The sequence below is a fragment of the Pseudomonas sp. AC242 genome (genome assembly GCF_979258655.1).
In genome coordinates this window covers 2,650,752-2,667,979 of sequence record NZ_OZ409873.1, presented here as the reverse complement: position 1 = coordinate 2,667,979, position 17,228 = coordinate 2,650,752, and the positions used below count along the sequence as shown (strand labels likewise).

Below are 17,228 nucleotides of genomic sequence, written 5' to 3'. Positions count from 1 at the left end.
AAGCTGTGACGCCGCGCCAGAGCCTCGTCGGACGATCGAACAAGCGTTTCATCGGCTTGATGGCCAATTGCTCACTTTGTCAGTGCGTTCTTCTGTGCAATCAGTACAATCGCCGCCTTTGCCCGACCGAGAACGGACGCAATCCGCGTTGGGTGGCCACGAGAATTCCCATGCTCATCGGTAGTTATTCCTCCACGCTGGTTTTCATTTCGTTGTGTGTGGCGATTCTCGCTTCCTACACCGCGCTCGACCTTACCGGTCGCATTGCCACGGCCAAGGGCCGGGCGGTGCATTTCTGGACCGCCGGCGGTGCGTTTGCCATGGGCATCGGCGTCTGGTCGATGCATTTCATTGGCATGCTGGCCTTCAAACTGCCGATCGACCTGGGCTATGACATCGCCCTGACCGCGCTGTCGCTGCTCATCGCCGTGTTGTCCTGTGGATTCGCCTTATGGTTGGTCAGTCAGCCGAAACTGCCGATTCTGCAACTGGCGTTCGGCGCGCTGATCATGGGCAGCGGCATCAGTGCCATGCACTACACCGGCATGGCGGCGATGCGCATGACGCCGGGGATCGATTACGATCCGACGTTGTTTGGCGCTTCGCTGCTGATTGCCGTCGGCGCCTCGGCGGCGGCACTGTGGATCGCTTTCCGCCTGCGTCAGCATTCGCCTTATGTGCGACTGATTCGGGGCGGGGCGGCGATCATCATGGGCATCGCCATTGTCGGCATGCATTACACCGGCATGGCCGCCGCGCAGTTTCCTGATGGCAGTTTCTGTGGTGCCACCGTCAATGGCTTGAAGGGCAATGGCCTCGACAGCCTGGTGTTGATCACCACGCTGGCGGTGCTGTCGATTGCCTTGCTGACCTCGATTCTCGACGCGCGCCTCGAAGCGCGTACCGCTGATCTCGCGCACTCGCTGACCGTGGCCAACCGCGAACTTACGCAACTGGCCCTGCACGACACCCTGACCGGCCTGCCGAACCGCATGCTGCTGGATGACCGGATCAATCAGGCGATGAAAAAGGTCCATGAGCAGGGTGGCTGTTTTGCTTTGATGTTCATCGATCTGGACGGCTTCAAACCGGTCAACGATGCGTTCGGTCACCATATGGGCGACCAGTTATTGCGGGAAGTGGGCTTGCGTCTGCGTGAAGACTTGCGCGGTCCGGACACACTGGCGCGAATCGGCGGCGATGAATTCGTGCTGCTGGTGCGTCTGACCGAACCCGATGACGCACTGGGACTGGCGGCACGTCAGGTCGGCCTGATCGCGCAATCATTCCGCGTCGCCGAACATGATTTGCAGATATCCGCCAGCGTCGGCATCGCCCTGTACCCGGGGAATGGCCAGACCGCGCAGGAACTGCTGATGAACGCCGACGCGGCGATGTACCACGCCAAGGGCGGCGGCAAGAACGGTTACAGCTTTTTCGACGCGTCGATGAACAACAACGCGCGCAAGCAGTTGCAGTTGTTGCAGGACCTGCGCGCAGCGCTGGAGCACAGCCAGTTCAGTTTGCATTACCAGCCGAAGTTCGACGCCGCCAACGGCCGTCCGGTCGGGGCTGAGGCGTTGCTGCGTTGGCAGCATCCGATTCACGGCATGCTGATGCCGGACAAGTTCATCGAACTGGCGGAGAAATCCGGGCTGATCATTCCGATCGGTGAATGGGTGCTCAATGAAGCCTGTCGGCAAATGCGCGAGTGGTACGTGCTCGGTTACACCGATTGGCGTATCGCGGTGAACCTGTCGGCGCTGCAGTTCTGCCACGCCGGACTGGTGCGCAGCGTGGCCAAGGCGTTGGCCACGCATCACTTGCCGGCGAACAGCCTGACGCTGGAAATCACCGAGACCACGGCCATGAGCGATGCCGATGCGAGCATGACGGTGTTGCAGGAGTTGTCGGACATGGGCGTCGATCTGTCGATCGATGACTTCGGCACGGGTTATTCCAGCCTGATGTACCTCAAGCGTTTGCCGGCCAACGAGCTGAAGATCGATCGTGGCTTTGTGCGCGATCTGGAGCATGACAGTGACGATGCCGCGATTGTTTCGGCGATTGTCGCATTGGGCCAGGCGCTCGGTTTGCGCATTGTCGCTGAAGGTGTTGAAACCGGTGTGCAGCAGGCGTTTCTGACTGAGCTGGGATGTGATTCGTTGCAGGGTTATCTGTTGGGGCATCCGATGCCGGCGGACAGATTCATGCAGGATATTGCGCGCGGCAAGCCGGTGGCGGCGGTCTGATCGACCGCGCTATCGTTCTTCGCGAGCAGGCTTGCTCCCACAGGGACAGCGTGGTGCACGAATGCAGTCTGGGAGCGAGCCTGCTCGCGAAGGCGTCCGGCCAGACACAACAGACCTCATGCAAAACCCGCCAATGGCGGTTATTCTTCCCCCGACTGTTACGTGTGCATTGGGGGAGAAAGGCCAGCATGGATAAAGTCATTGTGATCACTGGTGGCGGGCGCGGGATTGGCGCCGCCACGGCGCTGTTGGCTGCCGAGCAAGGCTATCGGATCTGCATCAACTATGAGCAAGACGAGCAGGCTGCGCAAAGCGTGCTGGAGCAAGTCCGTGCATTGGGCGCACACGCCATCGCCGTGCGCGCTGACGTCAGCATCGAAGACGAAGTGATCGCGCTGTTCCAGCGGGTCGACAGCGAATTGGGCCGTGTCACTGCGCTGGTGAACAACGCCGGTACCGTCGGACACAAATCGCGGGTCGATGAAATGTCCGAATTCCGCATTCTGAAAATCATGAAAACCAACGTTCTGGCGCCGATCCTCTGCGCCAAGCACGCGATTCTGCGCATGTCGCCCAAGCACGGCGGGCAGGGCGGCAGTATCATCAACGTGTCGTCAGTGGCTTCACGCCTTGGTTCGCCCAACGAGTACGTCGATTACGCGGCCTCAAAAGGTGCGCTCGACACCTTCACCATCGGCTTGTCCAAGGAAGTCGCGGGCGAAGGGATTCGGGTCAACGCGGTGCGCCCGGGTTACATCTACACCGATTTCCACGCGCTGAGCGGCGATCCGGATCGGGTCAGCAAGCTGGAGTCGGCGATTCCGATGGCCCGTGGCGGACGGCCGGATGAGGTGGCGGAGGCGATTGTCTGGTTGTTGTCGGATAAGGCTTCTTATGCGACCGGGACGTTTGTTGATTTGGGTGGCGGGCGCTGATCGTTGGGATTTGTGTTGCCTGATCCGGCCCCATCGCTGGCAAGCCAGCTCCCACAGGTTTCAGTGTCGTACACAACATACGCGGTGACATAGAACACTGTGGGAGCTGGCTTGCCGGCGATGGGGCCAGTGCAGTCAGCAACAATCTGTCAGAACGACCGCACAATCCGCCCCAACGTCTCCATCGCCTTTTCCGAGTCTTCAGTCCACGGACTGCCATAGTTCAACCGAATACAATTCCTGAACCGCTGCGTCGGCGAGAAAATCGGCCCCGGCGCAATGCTGATGCCTTGCGCCAGTGCCATCTGAAACAACTTCAACGAATCCATCTGCGGCGGCAATTCCAGCCACAAAAAGTAGCCGCCCGCCGGTTGGCTGACCCGCGTCTGCGCCGGGAAATAGCGGGCGATCGCCGCAAGCATCGCGCTCTGCTGTTCTTCCAGCGCATAACGCAATTTGCGCAAATGCCGGTCGTAGCCGCCGTGTTGCAGATAGTCGGCAATCGCCGCTTGCGCGGGCATTGAGGCGCACAGTGAAGTCATCAGTTTCAACCGTTCGATTTTCTGCGCGTAGCGCCCGGCGGCGACCCAGCCGATGCGGTAACCCGGGGCCAGGCTTTTGGCGAACGAACCGCAGTGCATCACCAGGCCCTCAGTATCGAAGGCCTTGGCTGGTTTCGGTGCCTGCTGGCCGTAATAGAGTTCGGCGTAGACATCATCTTCGATCAGCGGCACCTGATGGCGGCGCAGCAGTTCGACCAATTCCTGTTTCTTCGCCTCGGGCATGGTCGCGCCCATCGGGTTCTGGAAGCTGGTCATGCACCAGCAGGCCTTGATCGGGTGGCGTTCCAGGGTTTGCGCGAGCACGCCGAGGTCGATGCCATCGCGCGGGTGCACGGGGATTTCCACAGCTTTGAGTTTCAAGCGCTCGAGGACTTGCAGGCTGGCGTAGAACGCCGGCGCTTCGATGGCGACCAGATCGCCCGGTTCGGTGACGGCTTGCAGGCACAGGTTCAGCGCTTCGAGCGCGCCGTTGGTGATCAGCAACTCTTCCATCGGCAGCATCAGGCCGCCGACCATGTAGCGCAGGGCGATCTGCCGGCGCAGTTGCGGGTTGCCCGGCGACATGTCGGTGACGACCATGCGCGGATCCATCTCGCGGGCGGCACTGGCCAGCGAGCGCGACAGGCGTTGCAGCGGGAACAGCGTCGGGCTGGGGAACGCTGAGCCGAAGGGCACGGTGCTCGGGTCCTTGATCGAATCGAGTACCGAGAACACCAGTTCACTGACGTCGACTTCGGTGGAGTCGTTGACGTGGCTACTGATCACCGGCTCGGAAAACGGGCTTGGCGCGTGAGTGTTGACGAAGTAGCCGGAGCGCGGTCGGGCGCGGATCAAGCCACGGCGTTCAAGAAGGTAATAGGCCTGGAATACCGTGGACGGGCTGACGCCGTAGGTCTGGCTGGCGTAACGCACCGAAGGCACGCGCTGGCCGGGGCCGAGGACGCCGGAGCGGATCAGTTCAGCGATGTCGTCGGCGAATTTTTCGTAGCGTTTCATCGAGGAGCCTTGGTGCTGGTTGATGATGAGGTGTGTCAGGGGAACTGCCCCTCACCCTAGCCCTCTCCCAGAGGGAGAGGGGACTGATCGGGGGATGCTTGTGAACTACACCGACCTGAAAGTACTTCGCTGAATCCATAATCGACTCGGCCTGAAAGTGCTTTGCTGAATCCCAATCGACTCGGTCTGAAAGCGTTTTGCTGAATCCCAATCGACTCGGTCTGAAAGTGCTTTGCTGAATCCCAATCGACTCGGTCTGAAAGCGTTTTGCTGAATCCATAATCGACTCGGTCTGTCAGGTCGATGTATAGCGACAGACACCTCGGTCGGCCCCCTCTCCCCCTGGGAGAGGGCTGGGGTGAGGGAGCGGATTCTAACGGCTCAGCGATTCATCGGCGCAACAAACCTGCTCTTCGCCACGCTATAAACCTCAGGCTCATCACTGTCGGCAATCTTGAAGCTCAAGGTCTGCGAACTGCTGGCCGGGCGCTCCGTGGTCATCGCCACCGACACCGGCACATCGACAATTTCCCCCGGTGCCAGGCTCAGCTCAGTCTTGCCTTGCAACTGGAAGCCGTCGCCGTCGACCAGGCTGAGGTTGTAGTCCTGACGTTGCTGGGTCTTGTTGATGACTTTGAGGGTGTAGATGTTTTCGATCTGGCCCTGACCGTTTTCACGGAACAAGCCGCGATCCTTGGTCACGTCCAGCGAGACCATCGGCCGTTCGACCAGCGCCAATGCCAATGCGCCGATCATCGCCACCAGCACCACGGTGTAACCGATCAAACGCGGACGCAGCAGGTGAGTCTTGCCACCCTGCAATTCGCGCTCGGAACTGTAGCGGATCAAACCACGCGGGTAGTTCATCTTGTCCATGATCGAGTCACAGGCGTCTATGCACGCCGCGCAACCGATGCATTCCATCTGCAGGCCATCGCGGATGTCGATGCCGGTCGGGCAGACCTGCACACACAACTGACAGTCGATGCAATCACCCAGACCGGCTTCAAGCGGTTTAACGTCGCGTTTACGCGGGCCACGGTTTTCGCCACGGGCCACGTCGTAGGAAATCGCCAGGGTGTCTTTGTCGAACATCACGCTCTGGAACCGCGCATACGGACACATGTGCATGCACACCGCCTCGCGCAGCCAACCGGCGTTGATGTAGGTGGCAGCGGTGAAGAACAGCACCCAGAACAGGCTGACGCCGCCGATTTGCAGGGTCAGCAACTCTTCGGCCAGTGGCCGGATCGGCGTGAAGTAACCGACGAAGGTCAGGCCGGTGAGCACGCTGATCGCCAGCCACAAGGTGTGTTTGGCGGCGCGCCGCGCCAGTTTGTTCAGGCTCCATGGTGCGGCTTGCAGTTTGATCCGCTGGTTGCGCTCGCCTTCGGTGATCTTCTCGCACCACATGAAGATCCATGTCCACGAACTCTGCGGGCAGGTGTAGCCGCACCAGACCCGGCCGGCAAACACGGTAATGGCGAACAAACCGAAGGCGGCGATGATCAACAGCGCCGAGAGCAGGATGAAATCCTGCGGCCAGAACGTCGCGCCGAAGATGTGGAATTTGCTTTCGGAAAGATCCCAGAGCACCGCCTGACGGCCGCCCCAGTTCAGCCACACGGTGCCGAAAAACAGCACGAACAGAAATCCCGCGCCGCTCATGCGCAGGGTGCGGAACAGGCCGGTGAAGCTGCGGGTGTGGATCTGGTTGTCGCTGGACTTGGCCGTCGCCTTCATTGGGCGTGCGGGCACCTTCTTTATAGTCGGGGATGCTTCTACGGTTCGGACGGGGATTTGTTCGCTCATGGTTATTCGCTCATCAGCCTCCATCAGGCCAGCGCACTATGAGCGTCGATCTGTTTGCATAACAGACTCAGGTATTTCAATAAAAAGCGGATCAGATGAGATTTTGGATAACGTCTGCGACAACTTGAAGCAGCGCGCAGGCAAAGGCGCAAACGCCTATCGCAGACGTTTGCGCGGGGTGTTGATCGAAGTCAGTCAAATCACCGAATCACTCTCGTCGGCTTTCAGGTGTTTGCGCCCGTCTTTGGCGCCTGCGACGGTCAAGGCGTCAGCCTCTGCCTCTGTGATGTAAACGCGCCGGCCTTCTATTTCCACGAATGACATGGATTTTTCGCTATCTGTCATGACTTCCAGAGTGTCGCAAATGCGAATTTCCTCGCCGTGTTCGACGGCGAAAAAACACACTTTTTGTTCGGGGTTGGATTCATCGACTCGAAGAGGCATGGGAGCAGTCCTTTTTTCAGGGAGGTCTGCAAGGTTAGGGCGCGCGCGTTGCCGATCGTTCTGCGCAACTGATTAATGGTCGCCGCTGTCCATCGTTTACCGACTAATAACAAGGACTGCACGATGAACGCGTGGTGGCATGAAGTGTGGGAAACCCTGCAAGCGGAATTCGCCGACGTTGGCGATGCTTCGCAATTGACGCGGATTACCGTTCGCCTGCTGATGGCGGCGGTGCTGGGCGGGATTCTGGGGTTTGAGCGCGAGCACAAGGGCAAGGCTGCCGGGGTGCGCACGCACATGCTGGTAGCGCTTGGGGCCGCGCTGTTTGTGCTGGTGCCGCAAACGTCAGGGGCGGAGTCGGATGCGATGAGCCGGGTGGTGCAGGGGGTGATCGCCGGGATCGGCTTTCTCGGTGCCGGGACTATCCTGAAAAACAAGGAAGGCGATGAAGGCCATGTCAAAGGCCTGACCACGGCTGCCGGGCTGTGGATGACCGCGGCCATTGGTGTCGCGGCCGGATTGGGCAGGGAGGCAACGGCGCTGCTCAGTACCTTTCTGGCGCTGGGGATTTTCAGCGTGATGCCGCGCATCGTGAAGCTCTTCGAAAAGGACGAGGAAAAAACTGATGACCACTGATCATTCCTGCGCCGGATGATCGTTGCCACCCTCTGCGTGGAAACGCCTCAATGGACGCTATGCGTCCGCTTTGGGACGCGGAGCGTCCCGGGCTGCATTCCCACGCGGAGCGTGGGAACGATCAGTTAACGATCAATCAGACGATGACGGGTGGCATCGTCGTCGGTGGTTCTTCTTTGGGCGGCGGTGTGGTTCCCGGTGGTTCCTGCTCGGGAATCGGCTGCGGCTCGGTCTCGGGAAGAGTGGGTTTGTCGATGTTCGGATCAGGCGTTTCGGCCGGGATCGGGATGTTCATCTGATGACCTCCGTGTGGCACATGGCGTGAGAAGTGCTTAAGTGGATTGACCACCTCGTGGCGAATTCGATCCGCTTTTCTGACACGGCAATTTCATCTGAACTTTTCCCGGCGCCGGTCGCTCGGAACCTAAGTGAGTTCATTGCGGGGCAGGCGCAGCGTTGCGAACACTGACCCGGCACAAGAGCGTCCTTGGGGCGTTAAGGAGAGATGCTCAATGACGGCTGAAAAACCTTCTGAATTAAGCTACAACCCGCACATGCCGCTGTCGCAGGCCTTGCTGCTGCCGCGAATTGCCATTGAAAACACCATGCCGACCCTCGATGGCGGGCAGTTCGCCGTGAAGTCGATTGCCGACCGTGAAATTGTGGTCACCAGCAAAGTGTTTGCCGACGGTCACGACAAACTCGCCGTGCGCATTCGCTGGCGCGAGGAAGGCGAGGAGACCTGGCAGACCGAGGTCATGGCTGATCAGGGCAACAATGGCTGGCAAGGCCAGTTCCGCCCTGAGCATCAAGGGCGTTTCCTCTATTGTATCGAAGCGTGGATCGACCATTTCGCCAGTTTCCAATATGAACTGGAGAAGAAACACAGCGCCGCTGTGCCTGTTTCGCTGGAGTTGCAGGAAGGCCGAACCATGGTGCAACAGGCCGCCGAACGCAGCGAAGGCCAGCTCAGCGAACAGCTCGCCGCGTTGCACCACGAGTTGTCCGGGCTGCTCGAAACCGAGCAGGTCGCGTTGTTCCTGCACTCGCGCAGTGCGCAATTGATGGCTGAGGCCGATCATCGCGCCTATCTGAGCGTCAGTCCGGAATTCCCGGTGGACGTCGAACGCGAACTGGCCGAATTTGCCAGTTGGTATGAACTGTTTCCGCGCTCGATCACCGACGATCCCCACCGTCACGGCACCTTCAATGACGTGCACGCGCGTTTGCCGATGATTCAGGACATGGGTTTCGACGTGCTGTATTTCACGCCGATCCATCCGATTGGCCGCGCCCATCGCAAGGGCCGCAACAACTCCCTGACCGCCGGCCCCGATGATCCGGGCAGTCCTTATGCCATCGGCAGTGAGGAGGGCGGCCACGAGGCCATTCACTCGCAACTCGGCACCCGCGAAGACTTCCGCCGACTGGTGGCCGCTGCCGCCGATCACGGCCTGGAAATCGCCCTCGATTTTGCCATTCAGTGTTCCCAGGATCACCCGTGGCTCAAACAGCATCCGGGCTGGTTCAACTGGCGTCCCGACGGCACGATCAAATACGCGGAAAACCCGCCGAAGAAATATCAGGACATCGTCAACGTCGACTTCTATGCGCCGGACGCGATTCCGAGCCTGTGGGTCGAGTTGCGCGACATCGTCATCGGTTGGGTCGAGGAGGGCGTGAAGATCTTTCGCGTCGACAATCCGCACACCAAACCGCTGCCGTTCTGGCAATGGCTGATCGCTGATGTGCGGGCGCTGTACCCGGAAGTGATCTTCCTCGCCGAAGCCTTCACCACGCCAGCGATGATGGCGCGGCTGGGCAAGGTCGGTTACACCCAGAGCTACACCTACTTCACTTGGCGCAACAGCAAGGCTGAGCTGGCGACCTATTTCACTGAGCTGAATGAATCGCCGTGGCGCGAATGCTACCGGCCGAACTTCTTCGTCAACACGCCAGACATCAACCCGGCGTTCCTCCACGAATCCGGGCGTCCGGGATTTTTGATTCGTGCGGCGCTGGCAACCATGGGCTCGGGCTTGTGGGGGATGTATTCGGGGTTCGAACTGTGCGAATCGGCTCCGGTGCCGGGCAAAGAAGAATACCTCGACTCGGAGAAGTACGAGATCCGCGTCCGCGACTTTACAGCGCCCGGCAACATCATTGCCGAGATCGCCCAACTCAACCGTATCCGCCGGCAGAACCCGGCGCTGCACACGCATCTGGGCCTGAAGGTCTACAACGCCTGGAACGACAACATTCTGTATTTCGGCAAGCGCAGCTTCGACGGCAGCAATTTCATTCTGGTCGCGGTCAGCCTCGATCCGCACAACGTGCAGGAGGCGAATTTCGAACTGCCGCTGTGGGAAATGGGCTTGCCCGATGACGCGACGACACACGGCGAAGACTTGATGAACGGGCATCGCTGGGACTGGCATGGCAAATACCAGTTCATGCGGATTGACCCGGCGTATCAGCCGTTTGGCATCTGGCGAATCACCGCTACGTAATGATCGTTCCCACGTCGAGGCGTCGAACCGTCTGCGTGGGAACGCATCCCGGGACGCTCCGCGTCCCAGAAACTGACGCAGAGCGTCCATGGCGGCATTCCCACGCGGAGCGGGGGAACGATCATCGTGGGACGCTTTTAAAGCATTCAGCAGGAGTTTCACATGGCGAAGAAACCCAAGGCAGCCACCTTTATCAAAGACCCGCTCTGGTACAAGGACGCGGTGATCTATCAAGTTCACGTCAAATCGTTTTTCGACTCCAACAATGACGGGATCGGCGACTTTCCCGGCCTGATCGCCAAACTCGATTACATCGCCGACCTCGGCGTCAATACTATCTGGCTATTGCCGTTCTACCCCTCGCCACGTCGCGATGACGGCTACGACATCGCCGAATACCGCGGCGTGCACAGCGATTACGGGACCATGGCCGATGCCAAGCGTTTTATCGCCGAAGCGCACAAGCGCGGCTTGCGGGTGATTACCGAGCTGGTCATCAACCACACCTCGGACCAGCACCCGTGGTTCCAGCGTGCGCGCAAGGCCAAGCCCGGCTCGGCGGCGCGGGATTTCTATGTGTGGTCGGATGACGATCAGAAATACGACGGCACGCGGATCATTTTCCTCGACACGGAAAAATCCAACTGGACCTGGGACCCGGTTGCCGGCCAGTACTTCTGGCACCGTTTCTATTCGCACCAGCCGGACCTGAATTTCGACAACCCGCAAGTGATGAAAGCCGTGCTCTCGGTGATGCGTTACTGGCTGGACATGGGCATCGACGGCCTGCGCCTCGACGCGATCCCGTACCTGATCGAGCGCGACGGCACCAACAACGAAAACCTGCCCGAAACCCACGACGTCCTCAAGCAGATCCGCGCCGAGATCGACGCCAATTACCCCGACCGCATGCTGCTCGCCGAGGCCAATCAATGGCCGGAAGACACGCAGCTGTACTTCGGTGATACCGATGCCGCAGGCCTCAACGGTGACGAATGCCACATGGCGTTTCACTTCCCGTTGATGCCGCGCATGTACATGGCGCTGGCCCAGGAAGATCGCTTCCCGATCACCGATATTCTGCGCCAGACCCCGGAAATTCCCGCCAATTGCCAATGGGCGATCTTCCTGCGCAACCACGATGAACTGACGCTGGAAATGGTCACCGACAAAGAACGCGACTATCTGTGGAATTACTACGCGGCTGACCGTCGCGCGCGGATCAACCTCGGCATCCGCCGTCGTTTGGCACCATTGATGGAGCGTGATCGCCGTCGCATTGAATTGCTCAACAGCCTGCTGCTGTCGATGCCGGGCACGCCGACCCTGTATTACGGTGACGAGATCGGCATGGGCGACAACATCTACCTCGGCGACCGCGACGGTGTGCGTACGCCGATGCAGTGGTCGATCGACCGCAATGGCGGTTTCTCCCGCGCCGACCCAGCGAGTCTGGTGCTGCCGCCGATCATGGACCCGCAATATGGCTATCTGTCGGTCAACGTCGAAACCCAGTCTGGCGATCCGCATTCGCTGCTGAACTGGACCCGCCGTCTGCTCGCGGTGCGCAAGCAGTCCAAGGCGTTCGGCCGTGGCTCGTTGAAAATGCTCTCACCGAACAACCGCCGTGTACTGGCCTACACCCGCGAATTCACCGATGCCGATGGCAAGCACGAAATTATTCTGTGCGTGGCCAACGTTTCGCGCAGTGCGCAAGCGGTGGAGCTGGACCTGTCGGCCTACGTCGGCATGGTGCCAGTGGAGATGCTCGGCGGTAACGCGTTCCCGCCGATTGGCCAGTTGAATTTCCTCCTGACCCTGGCGCCGTACGGTTTCTACTGGTTCGCCCTGGCGGCAGAAAACCAGATGCCGAGTTGGCACGTGGAACCGGCGCAAAGCCTGCCGGACTTCACCACACTGGTGTTGAAAAAACGCATGGAAGAACTGCTCGAAGCGCCGTCGCGTACGACGCTGGAGCAAAGCATTCTGCCGAGCTGGCTGCAGAACCGCCGCTGGTTCGCCGGCAAGGACGCCGCCATCGAAAAAGTACATCTGGCTTATGGCGTGCGTTTCGGCGATGCGCAGCATCCGGTGCTGCTCAGCGAAATCGAAGTCACCAGCGGTGGGCAGACCAGTCGTTATCAACTGCCGTTCGGTTTCATTTCCGAGGATCAGGTCGGCCCGGCGTTGCCGCAGCAATTGGCCTTGTCCCGTGTACGCCGTGTACGACAGGTTGGTCTGATCACCGACGCGTTCAGTCTTGAAGCATTTGTTCGTGCAGTGCTGCAAGGTATGCAGAACAACACCGTGCTGGAGTCGAGCGAGGGCGAGATCCGCTTTGCGCCGACGCCGCATCTGGAAAAACTCGGCCTCGGTGCCGAGTCGGAAGTGCGTTATCTGTCCGCCGAGCAATCGAACAGTTCGGTGGTGATCGGCAACAGCCTGGTGCTCAAGCTGATACGTAAAGTCGCTTCTGGCGTACACCCGGAACTGGAGATGAGCGCTTACCTGACCGAGGCCGGATTTGCCAATATCTCTCCGCTGCTCGGCTCGGTGATTCGCCGCGACGCCCAGGGCGAAGACAACCTGTTGATGATCGCCCAAGGCTACCTGAGCAATCAGGGCGATGCCTGGGAGTGGACGCAGAACAACCTCGAACGGGCGCTGCGTGATGAGCTGGCCGATGCCATGTCCGAGCAGGAACAGCATTACAACGCCCTCGGCGAGTTGAAGGATTTTGCCGGCATGCTCGGTCAGCGTCTGGGCGAAATGCATCAAATGCTTGCCGCGCCTACCGACAATCCCGACTTCGCCCCGCAGGTGTCGACGGTCAAGGATATGCAGGCTACGGGCAAGGATGTCGTGGCGCAGGTCGAGCACGCCTTGAAACTGCTCAAGCAGCATCAGGGCGAACTCAATGCGGCGGATCAGAAACTGGTCAAACGTCTCATCGACGAGAAGAAAACCATCCTCGCGCATGTGCAGGATCTGGCGAAAAAAGCCGTCGGCGGTTTACGCATTCGCGTCCACGGTGATCTGCATTTGGGCCAGGTGCTGGTGATCAAGGGCGATGCCTACCTGATCGACTTCGAGGGTGAACCGGCGCGGCCATTGAGCGAGCGTCGTGGCAAACACAGTCCGTACAAGGATGTCAGCGGCGTGCTGCGCTCGTTCGATTATGCGGCGGCGATGACCATCAACGTGCACAACGTTGACCACAGCGCTGAGTCTGAAACCGCGCGGCGTCTGGTCGCCGAGCGATATCTGCATGAGGCCCGTGAGGCATTTGTTCAGGCATATCGCCGTGCGGCAGCTAGTCTTGATCATGCTTGGCAAGATCCTGAAGGTGCCGACGCCGCGCTGGCGTTGTTCGGCCTGGAGAAGGCGGCCTATGAAGTGGCCTATGAAGCCGAAAATCGCCCCACGTGGCTGCCCGTGCCGTTGCACGGTTTGTATGGGTTATTGACGGGGCTTAAACCCTTTTCCGATCTTGGTGGAGAGTAGTCATGAGTTTCTCGAACAAGGAACAGGGTGCGGTTAAAGAAACATTGCTGCCCTCGGCGAAAGATATCGACGCCTTGGTGCGCGCTGAACATCACGACCCTTTTTCCATTCTTGGCCCGCACGGCGATGGCGCTGGCGGGCAGTTCATTCGCGCTTATCTACCGGGTGCGTTGAGTGTCGTGGTGCTGGACAAGGACAGCGGTGAAGAACGCGGTCCGTTGGAACAGACCGAAACGCCGGGGTTGTTTGTCGGCCATTTCGATCAGGCGCGGCCGTATCAGCTGCGCACACGTTGGGCGGGCGGCGAGCAGGTCGCCGAGGATCCGTACAGCTTCGGCCAGTTACTCGGTGAAATGGATTTGTACCTGTTTGCCGAGGGTAATCACCGTGACCTCAGTGCGTGCCTCGGCGCGCAACTGAAAACCGTTGATGGCGTCGACGGTGTGCGTTTCGCCGTGTGGGCGCCGAATGCCCGACGCGTGTCGGTGGTTGGTGATTTCAACGTCTGGGACGGACGTCGGCATCCAATGCGCCTGCGTCATCCGTCCGGAGTCTGGGAGTTGTTCATCCCGCGCCTGCAAGCGGGCGAGTTGTACAAATACGAGATTCTCGGTGCCCACGGCATTCTGCCGCTCAAGGCCGACCCGATGGCGCTGGCCACCAGCCTGCCGCCGGACACCGCTTCGAAAGTCGCCGAGCCGCTGCAAATCGACTGGCAGGATCAGGACTGGATGAGCAGCCGTCGTGACCGCCAGAAACACTCGGCGCCGCTGTCGATCTATGAACTGCACGCCGGTTCCTGGCAATGTGAGCTGGACGATCTGGGCGAAGTGGCCCGTCAGTACACCTGGCCGGAACTGGCCGAACGGCTGATTCCGTATGTCAAAGAACTGGGTTTCACTCATATCGAGCTGATGCCAATCATGGAGCACCCGTTTGGTGGTTCTTGGGGTTATCAGTTGCTCTCGCAATTTGCACCGAGCGCGCGTTATGGCACGCCGGCGCAGTTTGCCGAATTCGTCGACGCCTGCCACCGGGCCGAGATCGGTGTGATTCTCGACTGGGTACCGGCGCATTTCCCTACCGATACCCACGGTCTGGCGCAGTTCGACGGCACCGCACTGTACGAGTACGGCAACCCGCTGGAAGGCTTCCATCAGGACTGGGACACGCTGATCTACAACCTCGGGCGCACCGAGGTGCATGGCTACATGCTGGCCTCGGGGCTGCACTGGTTGAAGCATTTCCATATCGACGGCTTGCGTGTCGATGCGGTGGCGTCGATGTTGTACCGCGACTATTCGCGCAAGGCGGGCGAATGGGTACCCAACCGCCATGGCGGCCGGGAAAATCTGGAGGCCATCGACTTCCTCCGGCATTTGAACGATGTGGTCGAACTGGAAGCGCCGGGCGCGCTGGTGATCGCCGAAGAGTCCACCGCGTGGCCCGGTGTCAGTCAAAGCACGCAGCAGGGCGGTCTGGGTTTCGCCTACAAATGGAACATGGGCTGGATGCACGATTCGCTGCATTACATTCAGCAGGATCCGGTCTATCGCGCCCATCATCACAACGAGTTGAGTTTTGGTCTGGTCTACGCCTGGTCCGAGCGTTTCATCCTGCCGATCTCCCACGACGAAGTGGTGCACGGCAAGCATTCGCTGATCGACAAGATGCCCGGTGACCGCTGGCAGAAATTCGCCAACCTGCGTGCCTACCTGAGCTTCATGTGGACCCACCCGGGCAAGAAGCTGTTGTTCATGGGCTGCGAGTTTGGCCAGTGGCGCGAGTGGAATCACGATCAGCAACTGGACTGGTATCTGCTGCAGTACTCCGAACACAAAGGCGTGCAGAAACTGGTTGGCGATCTCAATCGGCTGTATCGCGAAGAACCGGCACTGCACGATCAGGACGACGCGCCGCAGGGCTTCCAGTGGTTGATCGGTGATGATGCGATCAACAGCGTGTATGCGTGGTTGCGCTGGAGCAAGGACGGTAAACCGGTGCTGGTGGTGGCCAACTTCACGCCGGTGCCACGTCAGGCTTATCGCGTCGGCGTGCCGTTTGCCGGGCGCTGGGCAGAATTGCTCAATAGCGATGCCGACACCTATGCCGGTTCCAATTACGGCAATGGCGGTGGGGCGTTTACCGAGGAAGTGCCGAGCCATGGCCAGTCATTGTCGCTGGAACTGAATCTGCCGCCGCTGGCGGTGTTGATCCTCAAGCCAGAGGGCTGATCCGAGACCGCGTCGCTGCCGTCGCGAGCAGGCTCACTCCTACACTTGGAATGCGTTCCCTTGTAGGAGTGAGCCTGCTCGCGATGGCGTCAGCACAAACACTATCGCCGCCAGGCCAAACGCTACCAACGCATCCGCACCCCAAGGCTGCCAATGATCCCGTTCAAATCATTGTCATCGACATCACTGCTGTAATCCGCACTCACGTACAGACTCACCGCCGGCGTCACCCGTGCCACCAGACCTAATCCCAGTTCGACGGTGGATGACTTGCGGCTGCTGCTGATCTTGTCGACCTGATCCAGCGTCACCGTGCTGCCGGTGTAGACGGTGTGCCACAGGTTGGTGCGCACATAAGGTTCGACCGGCAAGCCATTCAAATCGTAACTGCCTTTCAAACGTGCACCGACGCGACCGCTCCACGCTGTCAGATCGGTGGAAGAAGCATTGCCCGAGCCTGCGTACGGCGTGTCGAGGGTGATGCGTTGATTGATCAATTGCGCCTGCGGTTCGACCACCCAGTTGTCACTCAGCCCTATCGGAAAACCGCCTTCCACCGAGAAGGTCATTGCGCTGCCTTCGGTGGCTTGCCTGGCGCCTTGGCCGTTGCGACTGAAACCACTGACCCGGCCACCGCTGGCCGACAGATCAACGTGCCAGCCTTGCGCACCGGTGAGGCTGTAATAAGCACCGAGGCTCTGGCCTTGCAGATTGAGGGTGTCACTGTTCGGATCGGCCAACGCGCGACTGGTGAGCACGCCGTTGCCATTGGCTTGAATCTGGTTGACGCCGCCGATCAGGCCGATGGTCTGGGTATGGCTGCTCCCTTTCACGGTCAATACGGCTGGCCCTTTGAAGTCGCCGCTGCCGGGCATCGCGTAGCCTGATGACAGCACATCGGTTTGCGCCTGCCGGGCGCTTCTGCCGTACAACTCATCCCAGGCGGACGGTGCGAAGTCTTCGGTAATCAAGCGTGTGCCCTGCAGATCGGGCCGTGGGCTGAAGCGTTGCGGTCCGGGGGTGATGACGGTGGCAGGCAAGGTCATTACGGGCACATCCGCGCGATACCACGGTGTGGTTTCATCCGCCGCAGAACCGGCCTGCGCCTCCATGGATGAGCACAGCAAGATAGAACTCGACACTGTGCATAAAGTGATTTTGATCTCGTGTGGGCTGATTGAAGTTCTCATGGAGGTCTACCTTGCAGGCGCATGCATTCTCTCTGTGTGGCGTCTCTCCTACCCCGAACGAGGGGCGACCGAATGGAGCGGGGCGAGCCCTGACCGCTCGATTTTGCGAGTGTCCGAAGGCTCGTCCCGGGTAGTGATTCCGGGGGTAGTAA

At 59.9% G+C, this 17,228-nt stretch carries 11 protein-coding genes; 6 read left to right on the top strand and 5 right to left on the bottom strand.

Features of this window, described 5'->3' with window-relative positions:
- The first annotated feature begins 170 nt into the window (after positions 1-170).
- Positions 171-2,252 carry a putative bifunctional diguanylate cyclase/phosphodiesterase gene (locus tag ACZZ0A_RS11940; protein ID WP_095112067.1) on the top strand — a complete coding sequence of 694 codons (2,082 nt, stop codon included), beginning with the start codon at positions 171-173 and terminating at the stop codon, positions 2,250-2,252.
- Between the two features lie 188 nt (positions 2,253-2,440).
- Positions 2,441-3,187, top strand: coding sequence for an SDR family oxidoreductase (locus ACZZ0A_RS11935; RefSeq protein ID WP_463543137.1), 747 nt, complete (start codon positions 2,441-2,443; stop codon positions 3,185-3,187).
- 149 nt (positions 3,188-3,336) lie between these two features.
- Here the strand turns inward: ACZZ0A_RS11935 and mapR are convergent, their stop codons facing one another.
- From mapR to ACZZ0A_RS11920, 3 genes are all read right to left on the bottom strand, one after another.
- Positions 3,337-4,746, bottom strand: a complete 1,410-nt coding sequence (gene mapR, locus ACZZ0A_RS11930; protein WP_007919188.1) for a GntR family transcriptional regulator MpaR — start codon at positions 4,744-4,746, stop codon at positions 3,337-3,339.
- A gap of 381 nt (positions 4,747-5,127) precedes the next feature.
- On the bottom strand, positions 5,128-6,558 hold the full coding sequence (gene ccoG, locus ACZZ0A_RS11925; protein ID WP_463543136.1) for a cytochrome c oxidase accessory protein CcoG: 1,431 nt from the start codon (positions 6,556-6,558) through the stop codon (positions 5,128-5,130).
- A 195-nt stretch (positions 6,559-6,753) separates the two neighbouring features.
- On the bottom strand, positions 6,754-7,002 hold the full coding sequence (locus tag ACZZ0A_RS11920) for a DUF3203 family protein (RefSeq protein WP_007919185.1): 249 nt from the start codon (positions 7,000-7,002) through the stop codon (positions 6,754-6,756).
- A 123-nt stretch (positions 7,003-7,125) separates the two neighbouring features.
- Here ACZZ0A_RS11920 and ACZZ0A_RS11915 point away from each other — a divergent pair, with 123 nt between their 5' ends.
- Complete coding sequence (locus ACZZ0A_RS11915; RefSeq protein ID WP_007919183.1) at positions 7,126-7,638, top strand: MgtC/SapB family protein; 513 nt, start codon at positions 7,126-7,128, stop codon at positions 7,636-7,638.
- A 136-nt stretch (positions 7,639-7,774) separates the two neighbouring features.
- On the opposite strand, the gene ACZZ0A_RS11910 is transcribed toward ACZZ0A_RS11915, so the two are convergent.
- The gene (locus tag ACZZ0A_RS11910) at positions 7,775-7,933 is read right to left on the bottom strand and encodes a hypothetical protein (protein ID WP_003224520.1); all 159 of its coding nucleotides are present in this window, start codon (positions 7,931-7,933) and stop codon (positions 7,775-7,777) included.
- Between the two features lie 217 nt (positions 7,934-8,150).
- On the opposite strand from ACZZ0A_RS11910, the gene ACZZ0A_RS11905 reads away from it, so the two are divergent.
- From ACZZ0A_RS11905 to glgB, 3 genes are all read left to right on the top strand, one after another.
- Complete coding sequence (locus ACZZ0A_RS11905; protein WP_463543135.1) at positions 8,151-10,148, top strand: alpha-1,4-glucan--maltose-1-phosphate maltosyltransferase; 1,998 nt, start codon at positions 8,151-8,153, stop codon at positions 10,146-10,148.
- Positions 10,149-10,310: 162 nt separating this feature from the next.
- Positions 10,311-13,652 carry a maltose alpha-D-glucosyltransferase gene (gene treS / locus ACZZ0A_RS11900; protein ID WP_463543134.1) on the top strand — a complete coding sequence of 1,114 codons (3,342 nt, stop codon included), beginning with the start codon at positions 10,311-10,313 and terminating at the stop codon, positions 13,650-13,652.
- A 2-nt stretch (positions 13,653-13,654) separates the two neighbouring features.
- Positions 13,655-15,886, top strand: coding sequence for a 1,4-alpha-glucan branching protein GlgB (glgB, locus tag ACZZ0A_RS11895; RefSeq protein ID WP_007919177.1), 2,232 nt, complete (start codon positions 13,655-13,657; stop codon positions 15,884-15,886).
- Positions 15,887-16,008: 122 nt separating this feature from the next.
- Here glgB and ACZZ0A_RS11890 read toward each other — a convergent pair whose 3' ends face one another.
- Positions 16,009-17,076, bottom strand: a complete 1,068-nt coding sequence (locus ACZZ0A_RS11890) for an autotransporter domain-containing protein (protein ID WP_414916291.1) — start codon at positions 17,074-17,076, stop codon at positions 16,009-16,011.
- Between the last annotated feature and the right edge of the window lie 152 nt (positions 17,077-17,228).

Excerpts from the sequence above, each read along its gene's own strand:
- ACZZ0A_RS11905 (WP_463543135.1), top strand. The coding sequence starts at position 8,151 with ATGACGGCTGAAAAACCTTCTGAATTAAGCTACAACCCGCACATGCCG.
- ACZZ0A_RS11890 (WP_414916291.1), bottom strand. The coding sequence starts at position 17,076 with ATGAGAACTTCAATCAGCCCACACGAGATCAAAATCACTTTATGCACA.
- treS (WP_463543134.1), top strand. The coding sequence starts at position 10,311 with ATGGCGAAGAAACCCAAGGCAGCCACCTTTATCAAAGACCCGCTCTGG.
- ACZZ0A_RS11940 (WP_095112067.1), top strand. The coding sequence starts at position 171 with ATGCTCATCGGTAGTTATTCCTCCACGCTGGTTTTCATTTCGTTGTGT.
- ACZZ0A_RS11920 (WP_007919185.1), bottom strand. The coding sequence starts at position 7,002 with ATGCCTCTTCGAGTCGATGAATCCAACCCCGAACAAAAAGTGTGTTTT.
- ACZZ0A_RS11910 (WP_003224520.1), bottom strand. The coding sequence starts at position 7,933 with ATGAACATCCCGATCCCGGCCGAAACGCCTGATCCGAACATCGACAAA.
- ACZZ0A_RS11935 (WP_463543137.1), top strand. The coding sequence starts at position 2,441 with ATGGATAAAGTCATTGTGATCACTGGTGGCGGGCGCGGGATTGGCGCC.
- mapR (WP_007919188.1), bottom strand. The coding sequence starts at position 4,746 with ATGAAACGCTACGAAAAATTCGCCGACGACATCGCTGAACTGATCCGC.
- ccoG (WP_463543136.1), bottom strand. The coding sequence starts at position 6,558 with ATGAGCGAACAAATCCCCGTCCGAACCGTAGAAGCATCCCCGACTATA.
- glgB (WP_007919177.1), top strand. The coding sequence starts at position 13,655 with ATGAGTTTCTCGAACAAGGAACAGGGTGCGGTTAAAGAAACATTGCTG.
- ACZZ0A_RS11915 (WP_007919183.1), top strand. The coding sequence starts at position 7,126 with ATGAACGCGTGGTGGCATGAAGTGTGGGAAACCCTGCAAGCGGAATTC.